Origin of the sequence: Pseudomonas sp. LP_7_YM (assembly GCF_004364435.1) — a bacterium.
In the GTDB taxonomy this organism is placed as follows: Bacteria; Pseudomonadota; Gammaproteobacteria; order Pseudomonadales; family Pseudomonadaceae; genus Aquipseudomonas.
This window is the reverse complement of record NZ_SOCT01000001.1, coordinates 661,384-680,548: the sequence shown is the minus strand read 5'-3', so window position 1 is coordinate 680,548 and position 19,165 is coordinate 661,384. Positions and strand designations below refer to the sequence as shown.

Sequence of the window (19,165 nt, the reverse complement as noted above, 5' to 3'; positions counted from 1 at the left end):
CGGTGCGAATGATGCACACGACGAAAGGCGCATTCTTCCGCTTTTGGCAGCGCTTTCCAAGCGCAATCATCATTTATCACAGTCATCGCGGCAGCAGCGGTGGATCGGCATCACGGATGTGAATCCTTCGCGGGAACCGCTTTCTCGTCGACACAGCCATCGGCTTGCGCCTTTGACTGCTCGCCGCGACGCTGCGGGTCATCCGGCTTGATCGGCGCCGAAAGCGGGTATTCGGGCGCCTCGTCCGAAGGACTGATGTGATCGGGCGCAGGTGTTTTATTGCTCATGGAAACTGGCTCTTTAGGGTGGATGCAGGGGTTTGAGTACACGCAACAAGGGACGTGCATTTTTTTTGATTCCACTGACCGGATCGCTCCCACAGGGGTTCTACGCGTTTGCCGCATTTCTTTGCGAAATCGGCTGTATAGGCGCTGGCTGCTGGCGAACAGGCAGGTCGTTAGGGAATGAGCGGCCTGAGCCACCGCCTTCGCGACTGTCGCATGGCGCCAGAAGCGCCTACAGGATCGTGTTAACTTCAAATCCTCTGATTGCGCCGGGGAGCAGAAAGGGAAGCCAGCGCCACACTAATAATGCATATACCCACAACCCCGGAGCCTATATTTCTCACCCCTGCACTAAACCGCTAAAACATTAATCAACAACAGCGATCCACGGTCATCAACTACCCCGCCCCCTTAACTTGAAAGCACCCTACCCACCAAAAACCGAGTCTGTTTGACGTTTAATTCCGTAGATACCCGTGTACTAAACGTCTGATACCGACGAACTGCACGTCTACAATTCTGCCGATTTTCAGTATTCGTTCAGCTTCGTCGGCGTACGCTCTCACTGCACATGTAACAGCATGAGACCGAGCTCCGGACACTCTGGAAAGGCTCTCCATTGCTCGATCCGGCCCGAAAACAGGGGCTCGCTGACGAAAATGCAAAACAGCATAGTAGGGATTCATTACCTCTGCGTGTCAGGTTAACGAAACAACCTCCATTCAGGCCCTCGATGAAAAAACAACGCCTTATAAACGGAAATTTCATGATCGGACTTCTATAGTCTTAATGCAGCAGCTTGAGGAGCATACCTTTTCTTCTACTTGCGTAAAAAGACACGACTCACGCAACACCCACTGATCTAGTTAGATAAACAGCACGACAGATCTCGCTTAATAACAAGCACACTATTTTAGGTGGGGCATGCGCTTAGTTAGGCGCTCCTGATACCTGATGACCGGCTGGAGGATGTACATGAGTCTGGACTTTCTGCCCTTTTCCCGCCCTTCCATGGGTGACGAAGAAGTTGCGGCAGCTACCCGGGTGCTACGCTCGGGATGGATTACCACCGGCCCCGAATGCCAACGGCTCGAACAACAGTTCGCCGAACGCTGCGGTGCGCAACATGCCGTGGCGCTGTCCTCGGCGACCGGCGCCATGCACATCACCTTGCTGGCACTGGGGATCGGCCCCGGTGACGAAGTCATCACCCCTTCGCAGACCTGGGTTTCCACCGCCAACATGATTTGTCTGCTGGGCGCGACACCGGTATTTGTCGACGTCGACCGCGACACCTTGATGACCGACGCCGTTCGTGTCGAGCAAGCGATCACCCCGCGTACCAAAGCCATCGTTGCGGTGCATTACGCCGGCGCCGCCCTCGACCTCGACCCGCTTTACGCGCTGGCCGAACGTCAGGGTATCGCCGTGATCGAGGACGCCGCCCACGCCGCTGGCACGCGCTACAAGGGCCGACCGGTCGGCGCGAAGGGCACTGCGATTTTTTCCTTTCATGCAATCAAGAACATGACATGCGCCGAGGGCGCGATGTTCGTCAGCGATGATGCCGCGCTGGCCGACCGGGTGCGTCGTCTGAAATTCCACGGCCTGGGCGTGGATGCATACGACCGCCTGACCCACGGTCGCAAGCCTCAGGCAGAGGTGATCGAACCAGGTTTCAAATACAACCTCGCCGATCTCAACGCTGCCATCGCACTGGTACAGCTGGAACGGCTTGAGGCGATCAACTCCCGTCGAACCGAGCTGGCCAACCACTACCTGGAGCGCCTGGCTGGCAGTGCAGTCTTGCCGTTGGCACAACCGCGCTACGACCAGCAACACGCCTGGCACCTGTTCATTCTGCGGATCGACCCTGAACGCTGCGGGCTGGACCGCGACGCGTTCATGAAGGCCCTGCAGGCAAAGAACATCGGCAGCGGGATTCATTTCATCGCCACTCACCTGCACAGCTATTACCGCCAACGCTTCCCCGACGTGAGCCTGCCCGATACCGAGTGGAACTCGTCTCGCCTGTGCTCCATCCCGCTGTTCCCGGACATGACTGTTGCCGATGTCGAGCGGGTAGTCAGTGCCATTGAATCGATCGTCGGAGCCCGCTGATGAAACCCTACCCCATCAACCGCGTGTCGATCGTCATACCGGTCTACAACGAAGCGCAGAGCCTGCCTGAATTGCTGCGCCGCACCGAAGCTGCCTGCGCGCAACTGAGCGTACCGGCGGAAATCATTCTGGTGGACGACGGCAGTCGCGATGACTCCGCCGAGATCCTGCTGGACGCCAGTCAGCGGCCGGATAGCCCGGTGGTAGCAGTGATCCTCAACCGCAACTATGGTCAGCACGCGGCGATCATGGCCGGCTTCGGACAATGCCAGGGCGATCTGGTCATTACCCTGGACGCCGACCTGCAAAACCCGCCCGAGGAAATTCCACGTCTGGTGCAGCTCGCCGCACAGGGCTACGACGTGATCGGCACGGTACGCGGTCATCGCCAGGATTCAGCCCTGCGCCGTTGGCCGTCGAAACTGATCAACCTGGCCGTGCAGCGCTCCACGGGAGTGGCCATGACCGACTACGGCTGCATGCTGCGCGCCTACCGTCGCAGCATCGTCGACGCCATGCTCGCCTGCAGTGAGCGCAGCACCTTCATCCCGATTCTCGCCAACAGCTTCGCCCGCCATACCACCGAAGTCGTGGTCACCCATGCCGAGCGCGAGCACGGGGAATCGAAGTACAGCGCCATGAAACTGGTCAACCTGATGTTCGACCTGATCACTTGCATGACCACTACGCCGTTGCGGCTGCTGAGCATCATCGGTTTCAGCATGGCCGCCATGGGCATGCTGTTCGCCACGGCGCTGATTCTGCTGCGACTGATATTCGGCGCAGCCTGGGCCGGCCACGGCACCTTCGTGCTGTTCGCCGTGCTGTTCGTCTTCACCGGCGGCCAGTTCATCGGCATGGGCCTGCTGGGTGAATACCTGGGGCGCATGTACAGCGACGTGCGCGCCCGGCCTCGTTACTTCATCGAAAAAGTCGCTCGCTGCACACCGGCTGCTGTGGCCGACAACGTCGACTCACCCGCCCGAATTTCGAACTCCCCATTCCCAAGCAAGGTTGCCCCATGAGCCTCAAAGCCGTTGTTTTTGCCTATCACGATATCGGTTGCGTCGGCATCCAAGCGCTGCTTAATGCGGGCTACGAGATCTCGGCCGTGTTTACCCATGCCGATGATCCGAAGGAAAAGACCTTCTTTGGCTCGGTGGCGCAGTTGTGCGCGCAGCACGACATTGCGGTGCACGCGCCGGAGGATGCCAATCACCCCCTGTGGATCGAGCGCATCGGCAAGCTGGCGCCTGATTTCATTTTCTCGTTTTATTACCGCCATCTGCTCAGCGAACAGCTGCTGGCCTGCGCCAAACAAGGCGGCTTCAATCTGCATGGATCGCTGCTGCCCCGTTATCGCGGCCGCGCTCCGGCCAATTGGGTATTGGTCAACGGCGAAAGCCAAACCGGCGTCACCCTGCACCGCATGGTCAAACGCGCCGACGCCGGCGCCATCGTGGCTCAGCAAAAGGTCGCGATCAGCACCACCGACACAGCACTGACCCTGCACGGCAAACTGCGTACCAGCGCTGCCGATATGCTGGCCGACACCCTGCCGCTGCTCGGCAAGGGGCAATTGCAAGGCACCGAGCAGGACGAATCCAAAGCCAGCTATTTCGGCCGCCGCAGCGCCGCCGATGGCCTGATCGACTGGCAACAACCGGCATCTGATCTGCACAATCTGGTGCGTGCAGTCACTCAGCCCTACCCCGGCGCGTTCTGCCCGGTGGGCGAACACAAACTCATCGTCTGGAGCTCCAGAGTGCAGGCGGGCAACGCTGGCCACGCGCCCGGCACGGTAATCAGCTGCGACCCCCTGCGCATCGCCTGCGGCGAGGACTCGCTGCTGATCACCGCAGGTCAGCGTGGCGACGCCGGTCTGTACCTGAGCGGCCCGCAGCTGGCCCGTGAATTCGGTCTGGTAGAAAGTTCACGCCTGCTCGGCGGTGAAAAACGCCGCGCGCAGCGTCGCACCCGTGTACTGATCCTCGGGGTCAACGGTTTCATCGGCAATCACCTGTCCGAACGTCTGTTGCAGGATGAGCGCTACGAAGTGTTCGGCATGGATATCGGCTCCGACGCCATCGAGCGGCTGCGCAGCCACCCCAACTTCAATTTCATTGAAGGCGATATCAGCATCCATACCGAGTGGATCGAGTACCACATCAAGAAATGCGACGTGGTGCTGCCGCTGGTGGCGATTGCTACGCCCATCGAATACACGCGCAACCCGCTGCGCGTGTTCGAGCTGGACTTCGAGGAAAACCTGAAAATCGTTCGCTATTGCGTCAAGTACAACAAGCGCGTGATTTTCCCCTCGACCTCGGAAGTGTATGGCATGTGCCAGGACCCGAGCTTCGACGAGGACACCTCGAATCTGGTAGTTGGCCCGATCAACAAGCAACGCTGGATCTATTCGGTTTCCAAGCAACTGCTGGACCGGGTGATCTGGGCCTACGGCCAGAAAGGCCTGCAGTTCACCCTGTTCCGCCCGTTCAACTGGATGGGACCGCGCCTGGACCGTCTGGACTCGGCGCGCATCGGCAGTTCGCGGGCCATCACTCAGCTGATCCTGCATCTGGTGGAAGGCACGCCGATCCGGCTGGTCGATGGCGGCGCGCAGAAACGCTGTTTCACTGATGTGGCCGATGGCATCGAAGCCCTGGCGCGCATCATCGAAAACCGCGACGAGCGCTGCAACGGCCAGATCATCAACATCGGTAACCCGGACAACGAAGCGAGTATCCGCCAGCTGGGTGAAGAGCTGCTGCGTCAGTTCGAGGCTCATCCCCTGCGCGGCAACTTTCCGCCCTTTGCCGGCTTTCGCGAAGTGGAAAGCCAGTCGTTCTACGGCAAGGGTTATCAGGACGTCAGCCACCGCAAACCGAGCATCGACAATGCACGCCGCCTGATCGACTGGGAGCCCTCCATCGAGCTGAGCGTCACCATCGGCAAGACGCTGGACTTCTTTCTGCGCGAAGCCATGACCGAGAAGGCGAACGCACGGTGATTCCCGCCGGCCTGCGCATTGACGTGGACACCTATCGCGGCACGCGTGACGGTGTGCCGCGCCTGCTGGACCTGCTCGACGAAGCGCAGGTCAAGGCGACGTTTTTCTTCAGTGTCGGTCCAGACAACATGGGGCGTCACTTGTGGCGTCTGGCGCGGCCACAGTTCTTATGGAAGATGCTGCGCTCCAAGGCCGCCAGTCTGTACGGCTGGGACATCCTGCTGGCGGGCACGGCCTGGCCCGGCAAGTCCATCGGACGCGATCTCGGCCCACTGATGCGGCGCGCGCAGCAGGCCGGTCACGAAGTCGGTCTGCACGCCTGGGACCACCATGGCTGGCAGGCCAATGCCGGGCGCTGGACGCACGACCAACTGAGCGCACAGATCGCCCGGGGCGTTGAGTGCCTCAGCGATATTCTCGGCAACCCGGTGACCTGTTCGGCGGCCGCTGGCTGGCGCGCCGACGAGCGCGTGGTGCAGGCCAAACAGGCCTTCGGTTTTCGCTACAACAGCGATTGTCGGGGGCAAAGCCTGTTTCGTCCGATGCTCACTGATGGTCAGCCAGGTACACCGCAGATTCCGGTCAACCTGCCAACCTTCGATGAAGTGATCGGTCGGCAACTGGGCCCCAGCGCGTTCAACGATTACCTGCTGCGCCAGTTCAAACCGCAGCAGTTGAATGTCTACACCGTTCATGCCGAAGTGGAAGGCATCGTCATGGCCGAGGCGTTCAGGCGTCTGCTGTGTCAGGCCCGCACCCAAGGCGTGCATTTCCAGCCGCTGGGGAACCTGCTGCCCGAAACACTCCAGAGCCTGCCAGGCGGACATCTGGTGCGAGGTGCACTGCAAGGTCGCGAAGGCTGGCTGGGAGTGCAGCAGCCATGAGTCGCCATCAGCAGATCGGCCTACTGATAGCGGCTTTCGTGCTCGCCTATCTGTTGCCATTGGGCTTTCACGGCCTGTGGATTCCCGATGAAACCCGCTACGCCCAGATCAGTCAGGAAATGCTCCACGGCGGTGACTGGGCTGCACCGCATTTCATGGGCCTGCGCTACTTCGAGAAACCCGCCGCAGGCTATTGGCTGATCGCCATGGCACAAGCGGTATTCGGCCAGAACCTGTTTGGTGTGCGTTTCATCTCGGCGCTGAGCACCGGCCTGACGGCGATGTTGGTCTACCTGCTCGCAGGCAGGCTGTGGAACGAGCCGCGCAAAGGCTTCATCAGCGCGCTGCTGTTCATGAGCTTCATGTTCGTCGCAGGCCAGGCCGGCTACGCCAACCTCGACCCCCAATTCACGTTCTGGGTCAGCCTGTCACTGGGCGCTTTCTGGCTCGCCATTCACAGCGTCGGCAAACCACGGCTGCTGTATTGGCTGTTGCTGGGCGTGGCTTGCGCCATGGGCTTCATGACCAAGGGCTTCCTTGCACTGGCGCTGCCGGTGATCGTTGCCCTGCCCTACATGGCCTGGCAGCGGCGCCTGCGCGAGCTGCTGACCTTCGGCCCGATTGCGATCATCGTCGCGACGGTGGTCTGCCTGCCCTGGGTGCTGACGGTGCACCTGCGCGAACCGGACTTCTGGCGATTCTTTTTCTGGCATGAACACATTCGCCGGTTTGCCGGTGCCAACGCGCAGCACGATGAAGCCTGGTGGTTTTACCTGCCGTTGATCGTCGCCGGATGCATCCCGTGGGCGCCGCTGTTGCCGATGACGTTGAGGCAGGCCTGGCAGCAGCGACGCACCCCTGCAAGCACTTTTCTGCTGATGTGGCTGGTCATTCCGCTGGCGCTTTTGAGCCTGAGCAAAGGCAAGCTGCCCACCTACATTCTGCCGTGCCTGATTCCCTTGGCGTTGCTGATGGGCAGCGCGTTGGCGGACCGGCTGCAGGCGCGTCAGATCAAGGCGCTGCGCTTGAACGGTATGTTCAATACCGCGTTCGGCATCCTGGCGCTGGCGGCGCTGCTGTTCATGCAACTGCAAAAGTCGGTGTACGAACAGGAACCGCAACATCTGACGCTGGCCATCAGCGTTCTATTGGCATGGGTGCTGGTCAACGCCTTGCAAAGCCTCAGACCGCTGCGTTGGTGGTGGCTCCCGGCGCCGGGCGCGTGGCTGAGCATTGCGCTGATCCCGATGGCGCTGCCCAACAGCGTGATCTTCAGCAAAACACCTGATCAGTTCATCGCTTGTCACCAGGATGAACTGGCTGCCAGCCAACACTTGCTCAGCAATGATCTGGGTGTTGCGGCGGCGCTGTCCTGGCGGCTCAAGCGCAACGATGTGGTGTTCTACGACACGCGCAACGAGCTGGAATACGGCCTCGGCTATCCACAACCCACTGTCCGCGAGGTGGACTGGAATCAGGTCCGTGGCTGGATGGCCGATGCCCGACGTCAGGGGCCGGTTGGCGTGGTCATGCGTGGCGGCGGCAAGGATGAGCAATATGAACTCAGTCTGCTGCCCAAGGACGGCAAGCAGTATCAGCAAGGCAATCTGTTGATCCTGATCTTCGGCAGGACGCAGCCATGACCTTGGTCCTGTTACTGAGCGCCTGCCTGCTCACCTGCCTGGGCCAGATCGCACAAAAGCTGGCCGTCGAGGCCTGGCGCCGCAGCCCTGAAAGCATTACGGGCGTGTTGACCAGCGTGTGGCTGTGGCTGGCGCTGGGTTGTCTGGGTGGCGGCATGCTGCTCTGGCTGCTGGTTTTGCAGCATCTGGAGGTAGGCGTTGCCTACCCCATGCTGGCGCTGAACTTCGTATTGATCACCCTGAGCGGGCGCTACCTGTTCAAAGAGTCGGTGGACCTTCGACACTGGGCGGGACTGCTGATGATTCTGCTCGGTGTGATTCTGCTGGGGCGTCAGCCATGAACGCGACGGCCTTCAAACGCCGTGGGCTGGCATTGGCCATGGGCAGCGTGATGCTCGTCAGCGCAGCACAACTGGGCATGCGCTGGGGCATGTTGCGACTGCCGCAGCCTGAGCAATGGTTGGCCGCCGTTCGAGACGGCCATATCAATACCCTAGCGCTTGGCGTGGTACTGACGGCCATCGGCGCCTACGGACTTTCGATGCTCTGCTGGCTCGGCGCCTTGCGGGACATACCCCTGAGTCGGGCCTATTCGCTGCTCAGCATCAGCTATGCGCTGGTGTATCTGCTGGCGACCGCCCTTCCGTTTTTCAATGAAGCGCTCACCGTTCCTCGAACGGTGGGCGTGACCCTGATCGTACTCGGTGTAGTGACGATCAATTTCCGGCGTAGCTGCGACAGCGACAACAGCGGCAAGGAGTTTCCCCGATGAAGATCAGCGTTTTCGGTAGCGGGTATGTAGGGCTGGTGCAGGCAACCGTGCTGGCTGAAGTGGGCCACGATGTGGTGTGCATGGACATCGACCCCGCCAAGGTCGAGCAACTGAGCAAAGGCCACGTGACCATCTACGAGCCGGGGCTTGAGAGCCTGGTGCGGGAGAATCTGGAGGCCGGACGGCTGCACTTTACCCTTGATGAAAAACAGGCAGTCGAGCATGGCGAGGTGTTGTTCATCGCCGTGGGCACGCCGTCCCGGGCGGATGGTTCGGCAGACCTGAGTGGGTTCTTTACGGTGGGTGAATCCATTGCCCGGCATCGCCTGGAGCCGGTGATTATCGTCGAGAAATCCACGGTGCCGGTGGGCAGCGGCGATGCCTTGCGCAGCCACATCGAACATCACCTGCGCCAGGCGGCGCGACTGCTGAAATTCGATATTGTCTCCAACCCGGAATTTCTCAAGGAAGGCTCGGCGGTCAAGGACTGCCGCCGTCCCGACCGCATCGTCATCGGCTGCGGCAATCAGGACGTGTTTCCGGTAATGCGTGAGCTGTACGCGCCGTTCAACCGCAACCACGACCGCATCATGTTCATGGACCTGCGCAGTGCCGAGCTGACCAAATACGCCGCTAACTGCATGCTGGCGACCAAGATCAGCTTCATCAACCAGATCGCCGAACTGGCCGAGCACCTGGGGGCGGATGTTGAATCGGTTCGTCTGGGCATCGGCGCGGACTCACGCATTGGCTATGACTTCATTTATCCAGGCTGCGGCTACGGCGGCTCGTGCTTCGGCAAGGACATCCGCGCGCTGATCCACAGTGCTCGGGAAGCCGGTTGTTCGAACGACCTGCTGAATGTGGTCGAGGACATCAACGAGCGGCAGAAACACAAGCTGTTCGACCGGGTCAACGCGTTCTACAAAGGTGAACTGCGAGGCAAGACCTTTGCGCTGTGGGGGCTGGCGTTCAAACCCAACACCGACGATATGCGCGATGCACCAAGCCGGGTATTGATGGAAGCCCTGTGGGCAGCCGGCGCTACCGTTCGTGCGTTCGATCCGGAGGCCATGCAGGAAACTCAGCGGCTGTATGGCGAGCAACCGAACCTGATGCTGATGGGCACCCCGGAATCGGTGCTGTCAGGGGCGGATGCGTTGATCGTCTGCACCGAATGGCAGCAGTTCAAGGCGCCGGATTTCGATCTGATACAGCAGCGCCTTAAAAACCCGGTGATCTTCGACGGGCGCAACCTGTACGACACCGAGCGCCTGGCCAAACGTGGCTTCCAGTACTTCCCGATCGGGCGCGGCGACTCGTGCAACCTGCCGATTCCACAGCAGCAATGGGCGCCCTATGAATTGCTGACCAGTCATCATGCGGGTTGAGCCTGAACAAGCGCTGTAGCAGCCCAGTTTGCCGGTGGTGCTTCATTCAGGGCGCCGGCACTCTGAGCAGGATGTAATCCTCCTTGTCGAAGCGCCCGCTGAACCGCACAGGCAATTGCCCCAGCCTTGAGTGCTGCAATGCCTGAAAGTCATTGTTGCTCATCACCACATTCGCAGGCCCCTGCAGTGCCAGCAACTGCCCCGGTGTCTCGGTGAACACTGGCTGCAGATCCTCATCGACATTGACCATGAATTTGATCGCCTTGGCATCCTTGCCCATGACATGCAGGACCAGCGGGGCGGGATCGGCCTCGGTCAGGTTGCGCACCGCCTGGGTGAAATGCCGCGTGTCGTACAGCATGCGCTCGGCTTTTTCGAAAACCCCGATGTAGCTGACCCAGACCGCCAGCACCGCGCAGGCGGGAAGCCCGTACAGACGCAGACGCGGGCGCAGCAGCAGAGGCAGGGCAGTCAGTTGCAGTATCCCCAGCGCCGCGAGAATCGGTCCGATATCGCTTAGCGCCTCCGGAAATCGCGGACGCACCGCCAGCAGACCCGCCAGCAGCGCGCCGGGGATAAAACAGCACAGCGTCAGCGTCAGACCACGCAGCCACTCGAAGCAGCGCCCGGCGCGCACCTGAAACGGATACGCCGCGATGATCGCCGCCATGGGCAGCATCGGCAAAATGTAGCGGGCTTTTTTTGCCTGAGGAATCGACAGGCCGACCATCACCGTCAACGCCGCGAACGCACACAAGTACATGAGATGCAGGGCCTGACTGCGCTGTTTTCTCGCCGCGATGGCGACCGTCGCCAGCACCAGCAGGGCGAAGGGATAAGCCAGCGCATAGTTGCCGAACGTGCTGCTGAAGTACCAGAACAGCGTGCTGCTGCCTTCACTGCCGTCCATGCGCGAAGTGACTTGCATGCGGATGACTTCACTGACCAGAGCGTCGCCACCGCTCAATCGTGCCAGCAGCAACAACGTCGCAAAACACACAACCAGCAGCGCCAGCGCGGTCAGGGCACAGATCCACAAGCGCCGACACTGACCATTGAGCAGGTAATAGCTGCAGAGGATGCCGGTAGGCACCACCAGTCCTATGGGCCCGCGAATGGCAAACCCCAGTACCAGAAGAATCAATATCGCGCCCAGGCGCCGGGCCGATCCGAAATGGTCCGCTGCGTAAGCCAGATAGAACACCGCGAAAGACACCGTGGCGAGCATCTGGTCCAGCGACACGGCGCGGGTTTCACTGATGAAGGTGTTGCTCAACAGCAGCATAGCGATGCTCAGCCACGCCCAGCGCCGGGAAAACGGTGCAAGCAGGCGATACATCAATCCCACCAGCACCGCCGACGATACACAGGTCGGCAACCAGGCACTGAAGCTGCTCACCTGGCCCAAAGGCAGGGAACAGAGGTAGATCAACCAGGTCGAGAAAGACGAATAATCAGGGTATGGCTCGCCATAGGTGGTCGGAAAAAAGCCCGGGCCGTGGCGCAGCATCTCCTGGGCGAACAGCACAAAACGCGAGTCGAATCCGATAATGCTCAGGTGCCAGCTGGCCGCTATAAAAAGAACAAAGGCCAACCCGCCCGCTGTCCATGCCTGACGTCTGGCCCGCGCGGGGGTAACACCCGATAAAAACTCGGAAGCGGTTGAGGTCAATACGGACTCCTGGGGCATACCGTCTTTTAGGCTCTGTACGAAAAGTGGCTGCGCTTGGTGATGCTGCGTTTAAAAACAGCCTCGGAATGCTCATTTACAACACGTAGAGTCGAACGCGACTCCGACCGTTGCTCGCCTGTTTTGCCTTGCCTGCCCTTCACTCTCCAACTTTTCGTATGGAGCATAGCGATTGAAGGAAGAATAGCCGCGATCATCCATTCTGTTGTTTTATCGACGTCATCGCGGCCTTGGATAATCCCTTAAACCGCTCGATTCTAAAAATGAAGAATGCGCGTCAACGCAAACAGTGCGCCGCATGTGGGTGTTTCACGTACCCATGTCAAATGTTCGTGAAAATTATCGCGCGGCAGCGTTGCACAGTTAAATATTCAACTGCCTTGGAGCTGATATTCACTGGCAGCCGTTGCAGGCTGTTTTATCCTCTTCAGCCCCCCGCTCCCGGGCCCTTCATACACTGCGAATACCTTTTTCACAAACGCTTCACTGATCATTGACCCCCTGACCTCCATTGTTCTTACGGCCAACTAATGCCGCCCCATAAAATCGGGACCGCGCATTAGCGGCCGGTTGTTGCACAACCGTTAAAACATCACGCCACTCGACAGCCGAGCCCACCATGAACGCTTATGTTAACCATGCCCTGGACGGTTTGACCGGACGCTGCCGCGCGTTGGGAAAGTCTTATCGCGCCTTACTGTCAATGGCAGCAATAATGGTGCTGGTGAGCATCATTGCGTTCGCGTTGCGCCCGGCAGCACTGGCCGATCTGTCTGAAGGTCATCATCTGCGTCGGGCCAATTTCTACGCGCTCTGGGACAAAGGTGAGGTGGTGGTGCTCATGCGACACGCCGAGCGCTGCGACCATTCGACCAGCCCTTGCCTGGCGCAATCGGACGGCATCACGGCAAGAGGGCGGCACGTGGCAGAACAGCTGGGACGCAGGTTTCAAGCGCTGGGACTAAATCAGGCCACCCTCTACAACAGCCCGCTGCGCCGTACCGAGCAGACGTCGAACTATGCGTTCAATCGCACCACCGCGGGTCAGGACTGGCTGATCAACTGCCGCAAGTCGATGCTCGATGATGTGCTCAGGCACAAGCTGGATGGCCATAACCTGATTCTGGTGACGCACAGCGAATGCATTTCGCAACTGGAGAAATCTCTCCATGTTCCCGCGCCGGTGTCCCTGGATTACGCAGCCTCACTGATTGTCTCGGTTGACCCCGACGATCACTCGGCGAGGGTATTGGGGTTTATCGACGCCCGGGATTGGCGGACAGTGCTTGCGCAACGTCCGTTGCCTCAAGCACAACGGTAAAACAGCAACCGGCTGGCTCGCGGCTGCTCAAGGTCACGCTCCAGTGCTGGTTACCACAAATGCGCTGCACCAGCGAAAGCCCAAGGCCTAGCCCTTCCCCACGCTGTTCGTCACCACGGACGAAGGGCTGGAACATAGCCTTCTGTTTCTCCAACGGAATACCGATACCCGTGTCCTCGACGCTGAAACCGTGGCGGTTCAAGGTCAGGCGGATGAAACCCTCATCGGTGTAATGCCAGGCATTGCGCAACAGATTCCCCAGGACCGAGCGCAGCAAGGCGGTGTTGTACAGGCCCTGCGCTTGGGCGCACGGCTCGAAGGTGAACGCCAGGCCTTTTTCTTCGATCGCCGGGCGCCAGATATCGACCAGCTCATCGGCGATCTGGGAAAGGCTGCTGCGCTGACCCGAGGGCGCATTCTTGCCTTCGGTCCGTGCCAGTAACAAAAAGGTTTCGACCAGTTGGTTCATTCCCGCCGTTGCCTTGCTGATCCGTTGCACCTGCGTGCGCGAGCGGTCATCCAGATGCGGGTATTCCAGCAACAGTTCGCAGGACGTCGCCAATACCATCAAGGGCGTACGCAGTTCGTGGCTGACGTCGCTGGTGAAAAGCTTTTCCCGGCCCAGCGCAGCGCGCAGGCGCCCCAGGGTTTCGTCGAAGGAACGCGCCAGGGCACCCACTTCGTCGCGGGCATAATCGCTGGCCAGCACCGGCGCCAACTCCAGTAACTGATCGCGATGGCGAACCTGCCCTGCCAGGCGCGAGACCGGCGCCATGACTCGCGAGGCCAATAACCGCCCCAGCAAAATGGACAGCAGCACACTCAGAATGAAGCCAACGATCACTACGCCCAACAAAATGCGTTCGCGCTTTTCGAACTCGCGTTGATCGCGCAGCAGCACATAACGACGACCGCCGACGGTATCGACCATGGCGTAATAGGTGTTCTTGCCGCGATAGAATTTCTGAAAGCCCGGTTGCAGGTCTTTCAGGTCATCGGCCATCACCACATCGTCAATGCCATCGTCGGCATAGAACAGCTCGCCCTTCTCCGGACGATGGCGCCAGTCCTCAATGCGATCCTGCGTGAGCTGCCGATGCAGGTTGCCGCCCAGACTGATAATGGTGAGCCGGGTCTCGACGACATGCACGGTGGCGATGATCCCCACCGCGAACACGCCGGCCACCAGTGTGCTCATCAAAGCGAAGACGATCACAATCCGTTGCTTGAGGCTGTGTTTGATATCCATTGGGTTCCGTACGTACCGATACTCAGGTCAAGGGCGTCACGCCGCCCGGACCAATTATCCGCATGCCATGTCATGGTTTTGTCAAAGCGGCGATGCGGATGGGCATAAATTCTGCCATATGCCGTTGGAGACCGACTGCGGTCTTCCCCCAAAGAGCACGGCATGTGCCGCACAAGCCGCGCCGTCAGGCATCGAGCGGGCGCATCAGCCACATCACCAGGGCGCATGCAGCCATCAACACACACGTGGCGACAAACACCACAGGCATGCCGAAATGGCCTCCCAGGTAGCCGCCGGTCAACGGGCCCAGTACCTGGCCGACGTATTGGCTGGACGTTGAATAGCCGAGCATGCGCCCGGCGACGCTGTCCGGCACCGAATGGCGGATGATCGCCGCAATGCAAGGCAACAGGCCGCCCAGCGCGATGCCCATCAGAAACCGCAGGACCACCAGCTGCCAGGCATTGCTGACGAAGGCTTGGGGAATCAGCAGCACCGCCGCTGCACTGAGGCAGCCCATGACCACTTTCCAGTGCCCGACACGGTCTGCCAGCTTACCAATGCGCGATGCCGACAATACGCTGGCCAGCGCCGTGGCCGACATGACCAGGCCGGCCATCATCGTCACGTTGGACGTGTGCAGCTGGGTCAGGTACACCGTGATGATCGGCTCGATGGACATGATCGAGAACATCACAAGACAAGCCACGACGAACATCGTGATCACCGGTTTGCAGTCCGGGATCACGTCCCATGGCCGTATGGTCGCAGGCTTCGGCTCGCCCGCCATCCGCCTGGGACGCGGCGCCTCCTTCATCAGGAACAGCGTGGCGAGAAACGCCAGGAAAATCACCCCGCCCGCGAGAAAGAAGGTATTGCGAATGCCGATCAGCGGCGGCAGAAGCCCACCGATCAACGGCCCCGTGAGGTTGCCGGCCATGATGCCCGAAGACAACATGCCCAGCGCCCAGCCAGAGCGCGCCTTGGGGGTCTGGGTGGCGACCAGGATTGTCGCGCCGGAAGCGTAGCCACCCAGCAATCCGGCCAACAGGCGCAGGCCCACCAGTTGATAAATGTTTTCGGCAAGGCCGATCAGCGACATCGCGATGGCCATTCCCAGGCTTGCGCGGATCAGCATCAGCTTGCGTCCGTAGCGGTCGCCGAGCCGACCCCATAACGGCGCCGTCAAGGCCGCCGATAGAAACGTCGCACCGAACGCCACGCCGGACCACTGAACGATGGCGGCCCGATCCGTGATGCCAAGGTGCTCGACATACAAGGGCAGAAACGGAAGCAACAGGGTCATGGCTACGATAGTGGTAAACGCGCCGAACACGCAGACCATCAGGTTGCGCTTCCAGTGTTCATCTGCGGCGAGGCTGTGCGGGACGGCCATTTCGGTTCCGTTTCTCGGGTTCATCCGCACACGTTAGAGGCTTGATCTCGATAAATAAAATTCATGTTTTTCATGGACCGGATTCCACTATGGAATATCAATCAAGGTTTACCGAGGATCAGCCGGACTCATCCTCTGTTGTAGCAGGGCCTTATAGGCGGTATTGCTGGGGTCGGCGTGGGCGAGATGTGATCCGGGACAAGTCTTCACCGGCCTCTGTCATTCTCGGCAAATGGCGCTAGAGTAGACGCGCTGGCTCCGCAGCCCGACGCGTTCATCACCTGCGGAGCGCTTCCCATTCAAAATGGCCGAAGGAATCCTCGCGTGAACTCACCCTCTCACCCAGCGAACATTGCACAACTGATCGTCGACGCCATGCGCAACGGTCAGAAACTCAGCGAAATCCGTCCCGAGCATGTACCTGCCGATGCCGCCAGCGCCTATGCGCTGCAACGGGAGATCCTGCGGCTGCGCGAGACGACCGTTGGCGGCTGGAAGGTCGGCTCGAAATCCCCCAGCGGCGGCCCGATCAATGGCGCGCTGCTGCCTGACGACGGATTGTTCGCCAGCGGTAGTCAGCTGGAAATCATCGACTATCCCCAACCGATTCTGGAACTGGAAATCGCCTTGCGCCTGAACCGCGAGTTCACCCCGCGTGAGCAGCCCTATTCGGATGAAGAAGTGCTGAGCAGCATCGGATCGATGGGTGCTGCGATTGAGGTGGTGTCGAGCCGCTTTGCGGCCTGGCCAAAAATCGAGCCGTTGTTGGCGCTCGGCGATCTACTCAATCACGGGGCATTGATCGTCGGCGAGTTCGTGCCGTACGACGCCAGCTTCCCGTTCCTCAAGCCGGCGCTGAGCCTCACCTTCGCCGACCAGGACATCGCTCCGGGCGACGGTGCCAACCCGGCGGGCGATCCCCGTCGCTTGCTGCCCTGGGTGGTCAACCATCACACGCAAAACGGCCAGAGCGTCACGCCGGAGCTGGTGATTACCACAGGTTCCTACACCGGCATGTACCAGACCAAGGGACCGGGGCTGGCATTGGGCGCAATTCATGGGCTGCCATCGATTTCGGTCGAACTGATCTAGCCATCACTACGGCGCACCCGGGCATTCACGATCACCGGCTTGATCGAATGCCCCGCGCCCTGTCTGCCTCAGGCTTTGCCGAACGTCACGTCTAGTGACATCGAATCGGTATGGCGCATCGGATTTTTGCCCTGTCCCAATGTGTCGTCATTGGGGTGCATATAGGTCATGTCCGTGCCCAGTTGCTGGGTGAGGAAATCGCCGCCTTTCTGCATCTTGTCCGTGGATCCGTCGTAGTATCCGGCGACTGTCTTGTCCCCTGCGCTGTCGACCGAAACGATGTCGTTGGACGCCTTGTCCGCGATGCTTTTGCTGTCTCCGATCTTGAAGCCCTTGCCGTCAGTGGCTTCAATGGATGCGTTACGGCCGTCAATGTCACTGGTGTTGATGAAGCCGTTATAGAACTCAAGACGGCTGGCATCAGGCTTGTAGGTGCCATCAGCGTCTGCCTGTTTGAGCAGGCCGGTGGTGTCGTTCTCGAACTTCATGGTGCCCTTCTCACCCGGCTGCAAGGTCAGTTCGGCAGTGAGTTTGTCGTGCTGATCGAACTGCCCGATCTTGATCGGGTGATCCTGAGTATTGGTGATGTTGAAAGAGCGTGGACCGCTGCCCGCGGTTTGCCCGCCATCGACCGAGGTGGCTGCGTCCGTCGCAGGGGTCGAGGCGGCCGCTGAGGTCGTTTCAGGCTCGGCGGTCTGTGGCGTTTGCGCATTGTTCGCCAGTGGCGTCGAGGCAGGCTGCTCAGCGGCAGCGGTCTGCGGCGTCGCCGATGCCTGGCCGGTGGGGTCGCCGGTCTGAGAGGTTGCCGCAGGCTGTTCAGCGGCATTGGCAGCCGGGCTCGACGAGTTGACTGGCTGGCTGCTACTGCCAGCGGTTTGATCACCCGTGCCATTCTGGTTTTTCTGCATCATCTGGGCGATGAGCTGGAGTATTTGCTGAACCAGATCACGCACCTGACTGCTCGATTGGGTGTCATTGCCATCGGCCGTTTTTTGCGTTGCATTCACCCGGCTCTCGCTCGGTTGCGAAGACGGCCCACCAAAGTTGACCTGAGCATTGTGCATCCCCGCCCCTGAAGCACCGCCGAAACTGACCTGGCCGCCATTGTGCCCGCTGTTCTGCTTGCCACTGCCGCTTTTGAAGGCGTCCATGTGACCAAAATCGCTGTTGTTCAGACCAGTCCCCTGCTGGGATGGCCCGAGTATTTTTGTCGACATGTCACACCTCGCGCACGGATTGAATATCGCCTGAGTGGCAGGTCGCGAGCGTTTGGTTCCGTGCTGATGTGATTCCTCAGGCGCGGTGGGTCCAATACCCAGGTCGGTTGTAAACCTCCCTCAAAAACGCGATGAAAAACCGCACTTTCGCCGGCAGATAATGCTGCTGCGGGTACACACCCTGAATGTCGTAGCTGGGCAGCGCGAACTCATCCAGCACTGTTAGCAGTGCCCCGCTTTCCAGCTCGCTCTGAATTTCCCATGTGGAACGCCAGCACAACCCCAGGCCACGCTTGGCCCAGTCGTAAAGCAGCTCCCCATCGTTGCAATACAGGTTACCCGCCACCTTGATCGCCACCGATCTGCCGTCGCGCTGAAAGGTCCAGCCGCGATGCTGACCGCCTTGCAGGTTGAACGACAGGCAATTGTGCTCGGCCAGATCCTCCAGCGTCGTCGGCAGGCCATGTTCGGCAAAATAGCGCGGCGATCCGCAGACCACGCGTTTATTGGCGTACAGCTTGATGGCGACATAGTTGGGATCGAGCACCTCGCCGATGCGGATGCTCATGTCATAGCCCTCGCGAACCAGATCAACCACGTTGTCCGTGAGGTTGAACGACAGTTGCAGTTCGGGGAAGCGCGCCTGAAATTCCGGTGCGTGCGGCGCTACATGCTGACGCCCGAATCCGGCAGGCGCCGATACAACCAGGTGCCCGCGCACGCTGCTCTCGTTCTCGCTGATGCTGGCGTCCAGTTCCTCGAACGATTGCAGGACGCCCCTGGCGTTGTCCAGGTAGGACTCCCCGGCGTCGGTCAAGGTCAGACCCCGGGTCGAGCGGTGGATCAACTTGATGCCCAAGCGCTTCTCCAGCGCACTCAGACGCCTGCCCATGATCACGGGTGTAACCCCTTCCATCAACGCCGCCGCGGCAAAGCTCCCGCAGGTGGCGACCAACACGTAACTGCGCAGCTCTGTGTAACGGTCCATTCGATACCCCTGATACCGACAGAAATGCTATTTGCAGCCATTCTCAAATCGATCAATTCAAATCAGGCTGGACACATACAAAAACTACCGAGTTCAGGAGCCTA

The 19,165-nt window shown here is 60.0% G+C and carries 16 protein-coding genes; 10 read left to right on the top strand and 6 right to left on the bottom strand.

The annotated features are described in order from the left end of the window. Positions 1 to 110 precede the first annotated feature (110 nt). On the bottom strand, positions 111 to 287 hold the full coding sequence (locus tag EC915_RS24750) for a hypothetical protein (protein WP_166650902.1): 177 nt from the start codon (positions 285 to 287) through the stop codon (positions 111 to 113). Positions 288 to 1,259: 972 nt separating this feature from the next. On the opposite strand from EC915_RS24750, the gene arnB reads away from it, so the two are divergent. From arnB to EC915_RS03040, 8 genes are read left to right on the top strand one after another with little or no spacing between them, the layout of a single operon-like run. After that, complete coding sequence (gene arnB, locus EC915_RS03075) at positions 1,260 to 2,405, top strand: UDP-4-amino-4-deoxy-L-arabinose aminotransferase (RefSeq protein WP_133749042.1); 1,146 nt, start codon at positions 1,260 to 1,262, stop codon at positions 2,403 to 2,405. After that, positions 2,405 to 3,430, top strand: coding sequence for an undecaprenyl-phosphate 4-deoxy-4-formamido-L-arabinose transferase (gene arnC / locus EC915_RS03070; protein WP_133749041.1), 1,026 nt, complete (start codon positions 2,405 to 2,407; stop codon positions 3,428 to 3,430). Before arnB ends, arnC begins: the two co-directional genes overlap by 1 nt. Beyond that, a complete protein-coding gene (gene arnA / locus EC915_RS03065; RefSeq protein WP_133749040.1) occupies positions 3,427 to 5,418 on the top strand; it encodes a bifunctional UDP-4-amino-4-deoxy-L-arabinose formyltransferase/UDP-glucuronic acid oxidase ArnA in 1,992 nt (663 codons plus the stop codon). The genes arnC and arnA overlap by 4 nt, the downstream gene beginning before the upstream one ends. Then, the gene (arnD, locus tag EC915_RS03060) at positions 5,418 to 6,302 is read left to right on the top strand and encodes a 4-deoxy-4-formamido-L-arabinose-phosphoundecaprenol deformylase (protein WP_133749407.1); all 885 of its coding nucleotides are present in this window, start codon (positions 5,418 to 5,420) and stop codon (positions 6,300 to 6,302) included. The genes arnA and arnD overlap by 1 nt, the downstream gene beginning before the upstream one ends. Further along, positions 6,299 to 7,945, top strand: coding sequence for a lipid IV(A) 4-amino-4-deoxy-L-arabinosyltransferase (gene arnT / locus EC915_RS03055; RefSeq protein ID WP_133749039.1), 1,647 nt, complete (start codon positions 6,299 to 6,301; stop codon positions 7,943 to 7,945). The genes arnD and arnT overlap by 4 nt, the downstream gene beginning before the upstream one ends. Further along, entirely contained in the window at positions 7,942 to 8,286 is a 345-nt protein-coding gene (gene arnE / locus EC915_RS03050) for a 4-amino-4-deoxy-L-arabinose-phosphoundecaprenol flippase subunit ArnE (RefSeq protein WP_133749038.1), read from the top strand. The genes arnT and arnE overlap by 4 nt, the downstream gene beginning before the upstream one ends. Next, entirely contained in the window at positions 8,283 to 8,717 is a 435-nt protein-coding gene (gene arnF / locus EC915_RS03045) for a 4-amino-4-deoxy-L-arabinose-phosphoundecaprenol flippase subunit ArnF (protein ID WP_133749037.1), read from the top strand. Before arnE ends, arnF begins: the two co-directional genes overlap by 4 nt. Beyond that, positions 8,714 to 10,108, top strand: a complete 1,395-nt coding sequence (locus EC915_RS03040; RefSeq protein WP_133749036.1) for a UDP-glucose/GDP-mannose dehydrogenase family protein — start codon at positions 8,714 to 8,716, stop codon at positions 10,106 to 10,108. The genes arnF and EC915_RS03040 overlap by 4 nt, the downstream gene beginning before the upstream one ends. A gap of 46 nt (positions 10,109 to 10,154) precedes the next feature. Here EC915_RS03040 and EC915_RS03035 read toward each other — a convergent pair whose 3' ends face one another. Beyond that, positions 10,155 to 11,780 (bottom strand): ArnT family glycosyltransferase, encoded by a 1,626-nt coding sequence (locus tag EC915_RS03035; RefSeq protein ID WP_372237839.1) that lies wholly within the window; start codon positions 11,778 to 11,780, stop codon positions 10,155 to 10,157. A 637-nt stretch (positions 11,781 to 12,417) separates the two neighbouring features. On the opposite strand from EC915_RS03035, the gene EC915_RS03030 reads away from it, so the two are divergent. Next, positions 12,418 to 13,119, top strand: a complete 702-nt coding sequence (locus tag EC915_RS03030) for a histidine phosphatase family protein (protein WP_133749034.1) — start codon at positions 12,418 to 12,420, stop codon at positions 13,117 to 13,119. On the opposite strand, the gene EC915_RS03025 is transcribed toward EC915_RS03030, so the two are convergent. After that, the gene (locus EC915_RS03025; protein WP_133749033.1) at positions 13,055 to 14,368 is read right to left on the bottom strand and encodes a HAMP domain-containing sensor histidine kinase; all 1,314 of its coding nucleotides are present in this window, start codon (positions 14,366 to 14,368) and stop codon (positions 13,055 to 13,057) included. The genes EC915_RS03030 and EC915_RS03025 overlap by 65 nt on opposite strands. A 184-nt stretch (positions 14,369 to 14,552) precedes the next feature. Then, entirely contained in the window at positions 14,553 to 15,764 is a 1,212-nt protein-coding gene (locus tag EC915_RS03020) for an MFS transporter (RefSeq protein WP_133749032.1), read from the bottom strand. A gap of 324 nt (positions 15,765 to 16,088) precedes the next feature. Here EC915_RS03020 and EC915_RS03015 point away from each other — a divergent pair, with 324 nt between their 5' ends. Further along, the gene (locus EC915_RS03015) at positions 16,089 to 16,856 is read left to right on the top strand and encodes a 2-keto-4-pentenoate hydratase (RefSeq protein ID WP_133749031.1); all 768 of its coding nucleotides are present in this window, start codon (positions 16,089 to 16,091) and stop codon (positions 16,854 to 16,856) included. A 68-nt stretch (positions 16,857 to 16,924) separates the two neighbouring features. Here the strand turns inward: EC915_RS03015 and EC915_RS03010 are convergent, their stop codons facing one another. Further along, positions 16,925 to 18,007, bottom strand: a complete 1,083-nt coding sequence (locus tag EC915_RS03010; protein WP_133749030.1) for a hypothetical protein — start codon at positions 18,005 to 18,007, stop codon at positions 16,925 to 16,927. Between the two features lie 142 nt (positions 18,008 to 18,149). Then, positions 18,150 to 19,061 (bottom strand): LysR family transcriptional regulator, encoded by a 912-nt coding sequence (locus EC915_RS03005; RefSeq protein ID WP_133749029.1) that lies wholly within the window; start codon positions 19,059 to 19,061, stop codon positions 18,150 to 18,152. Positions 19,062 to 19,165: the final 104 nt, after the last annotated feature.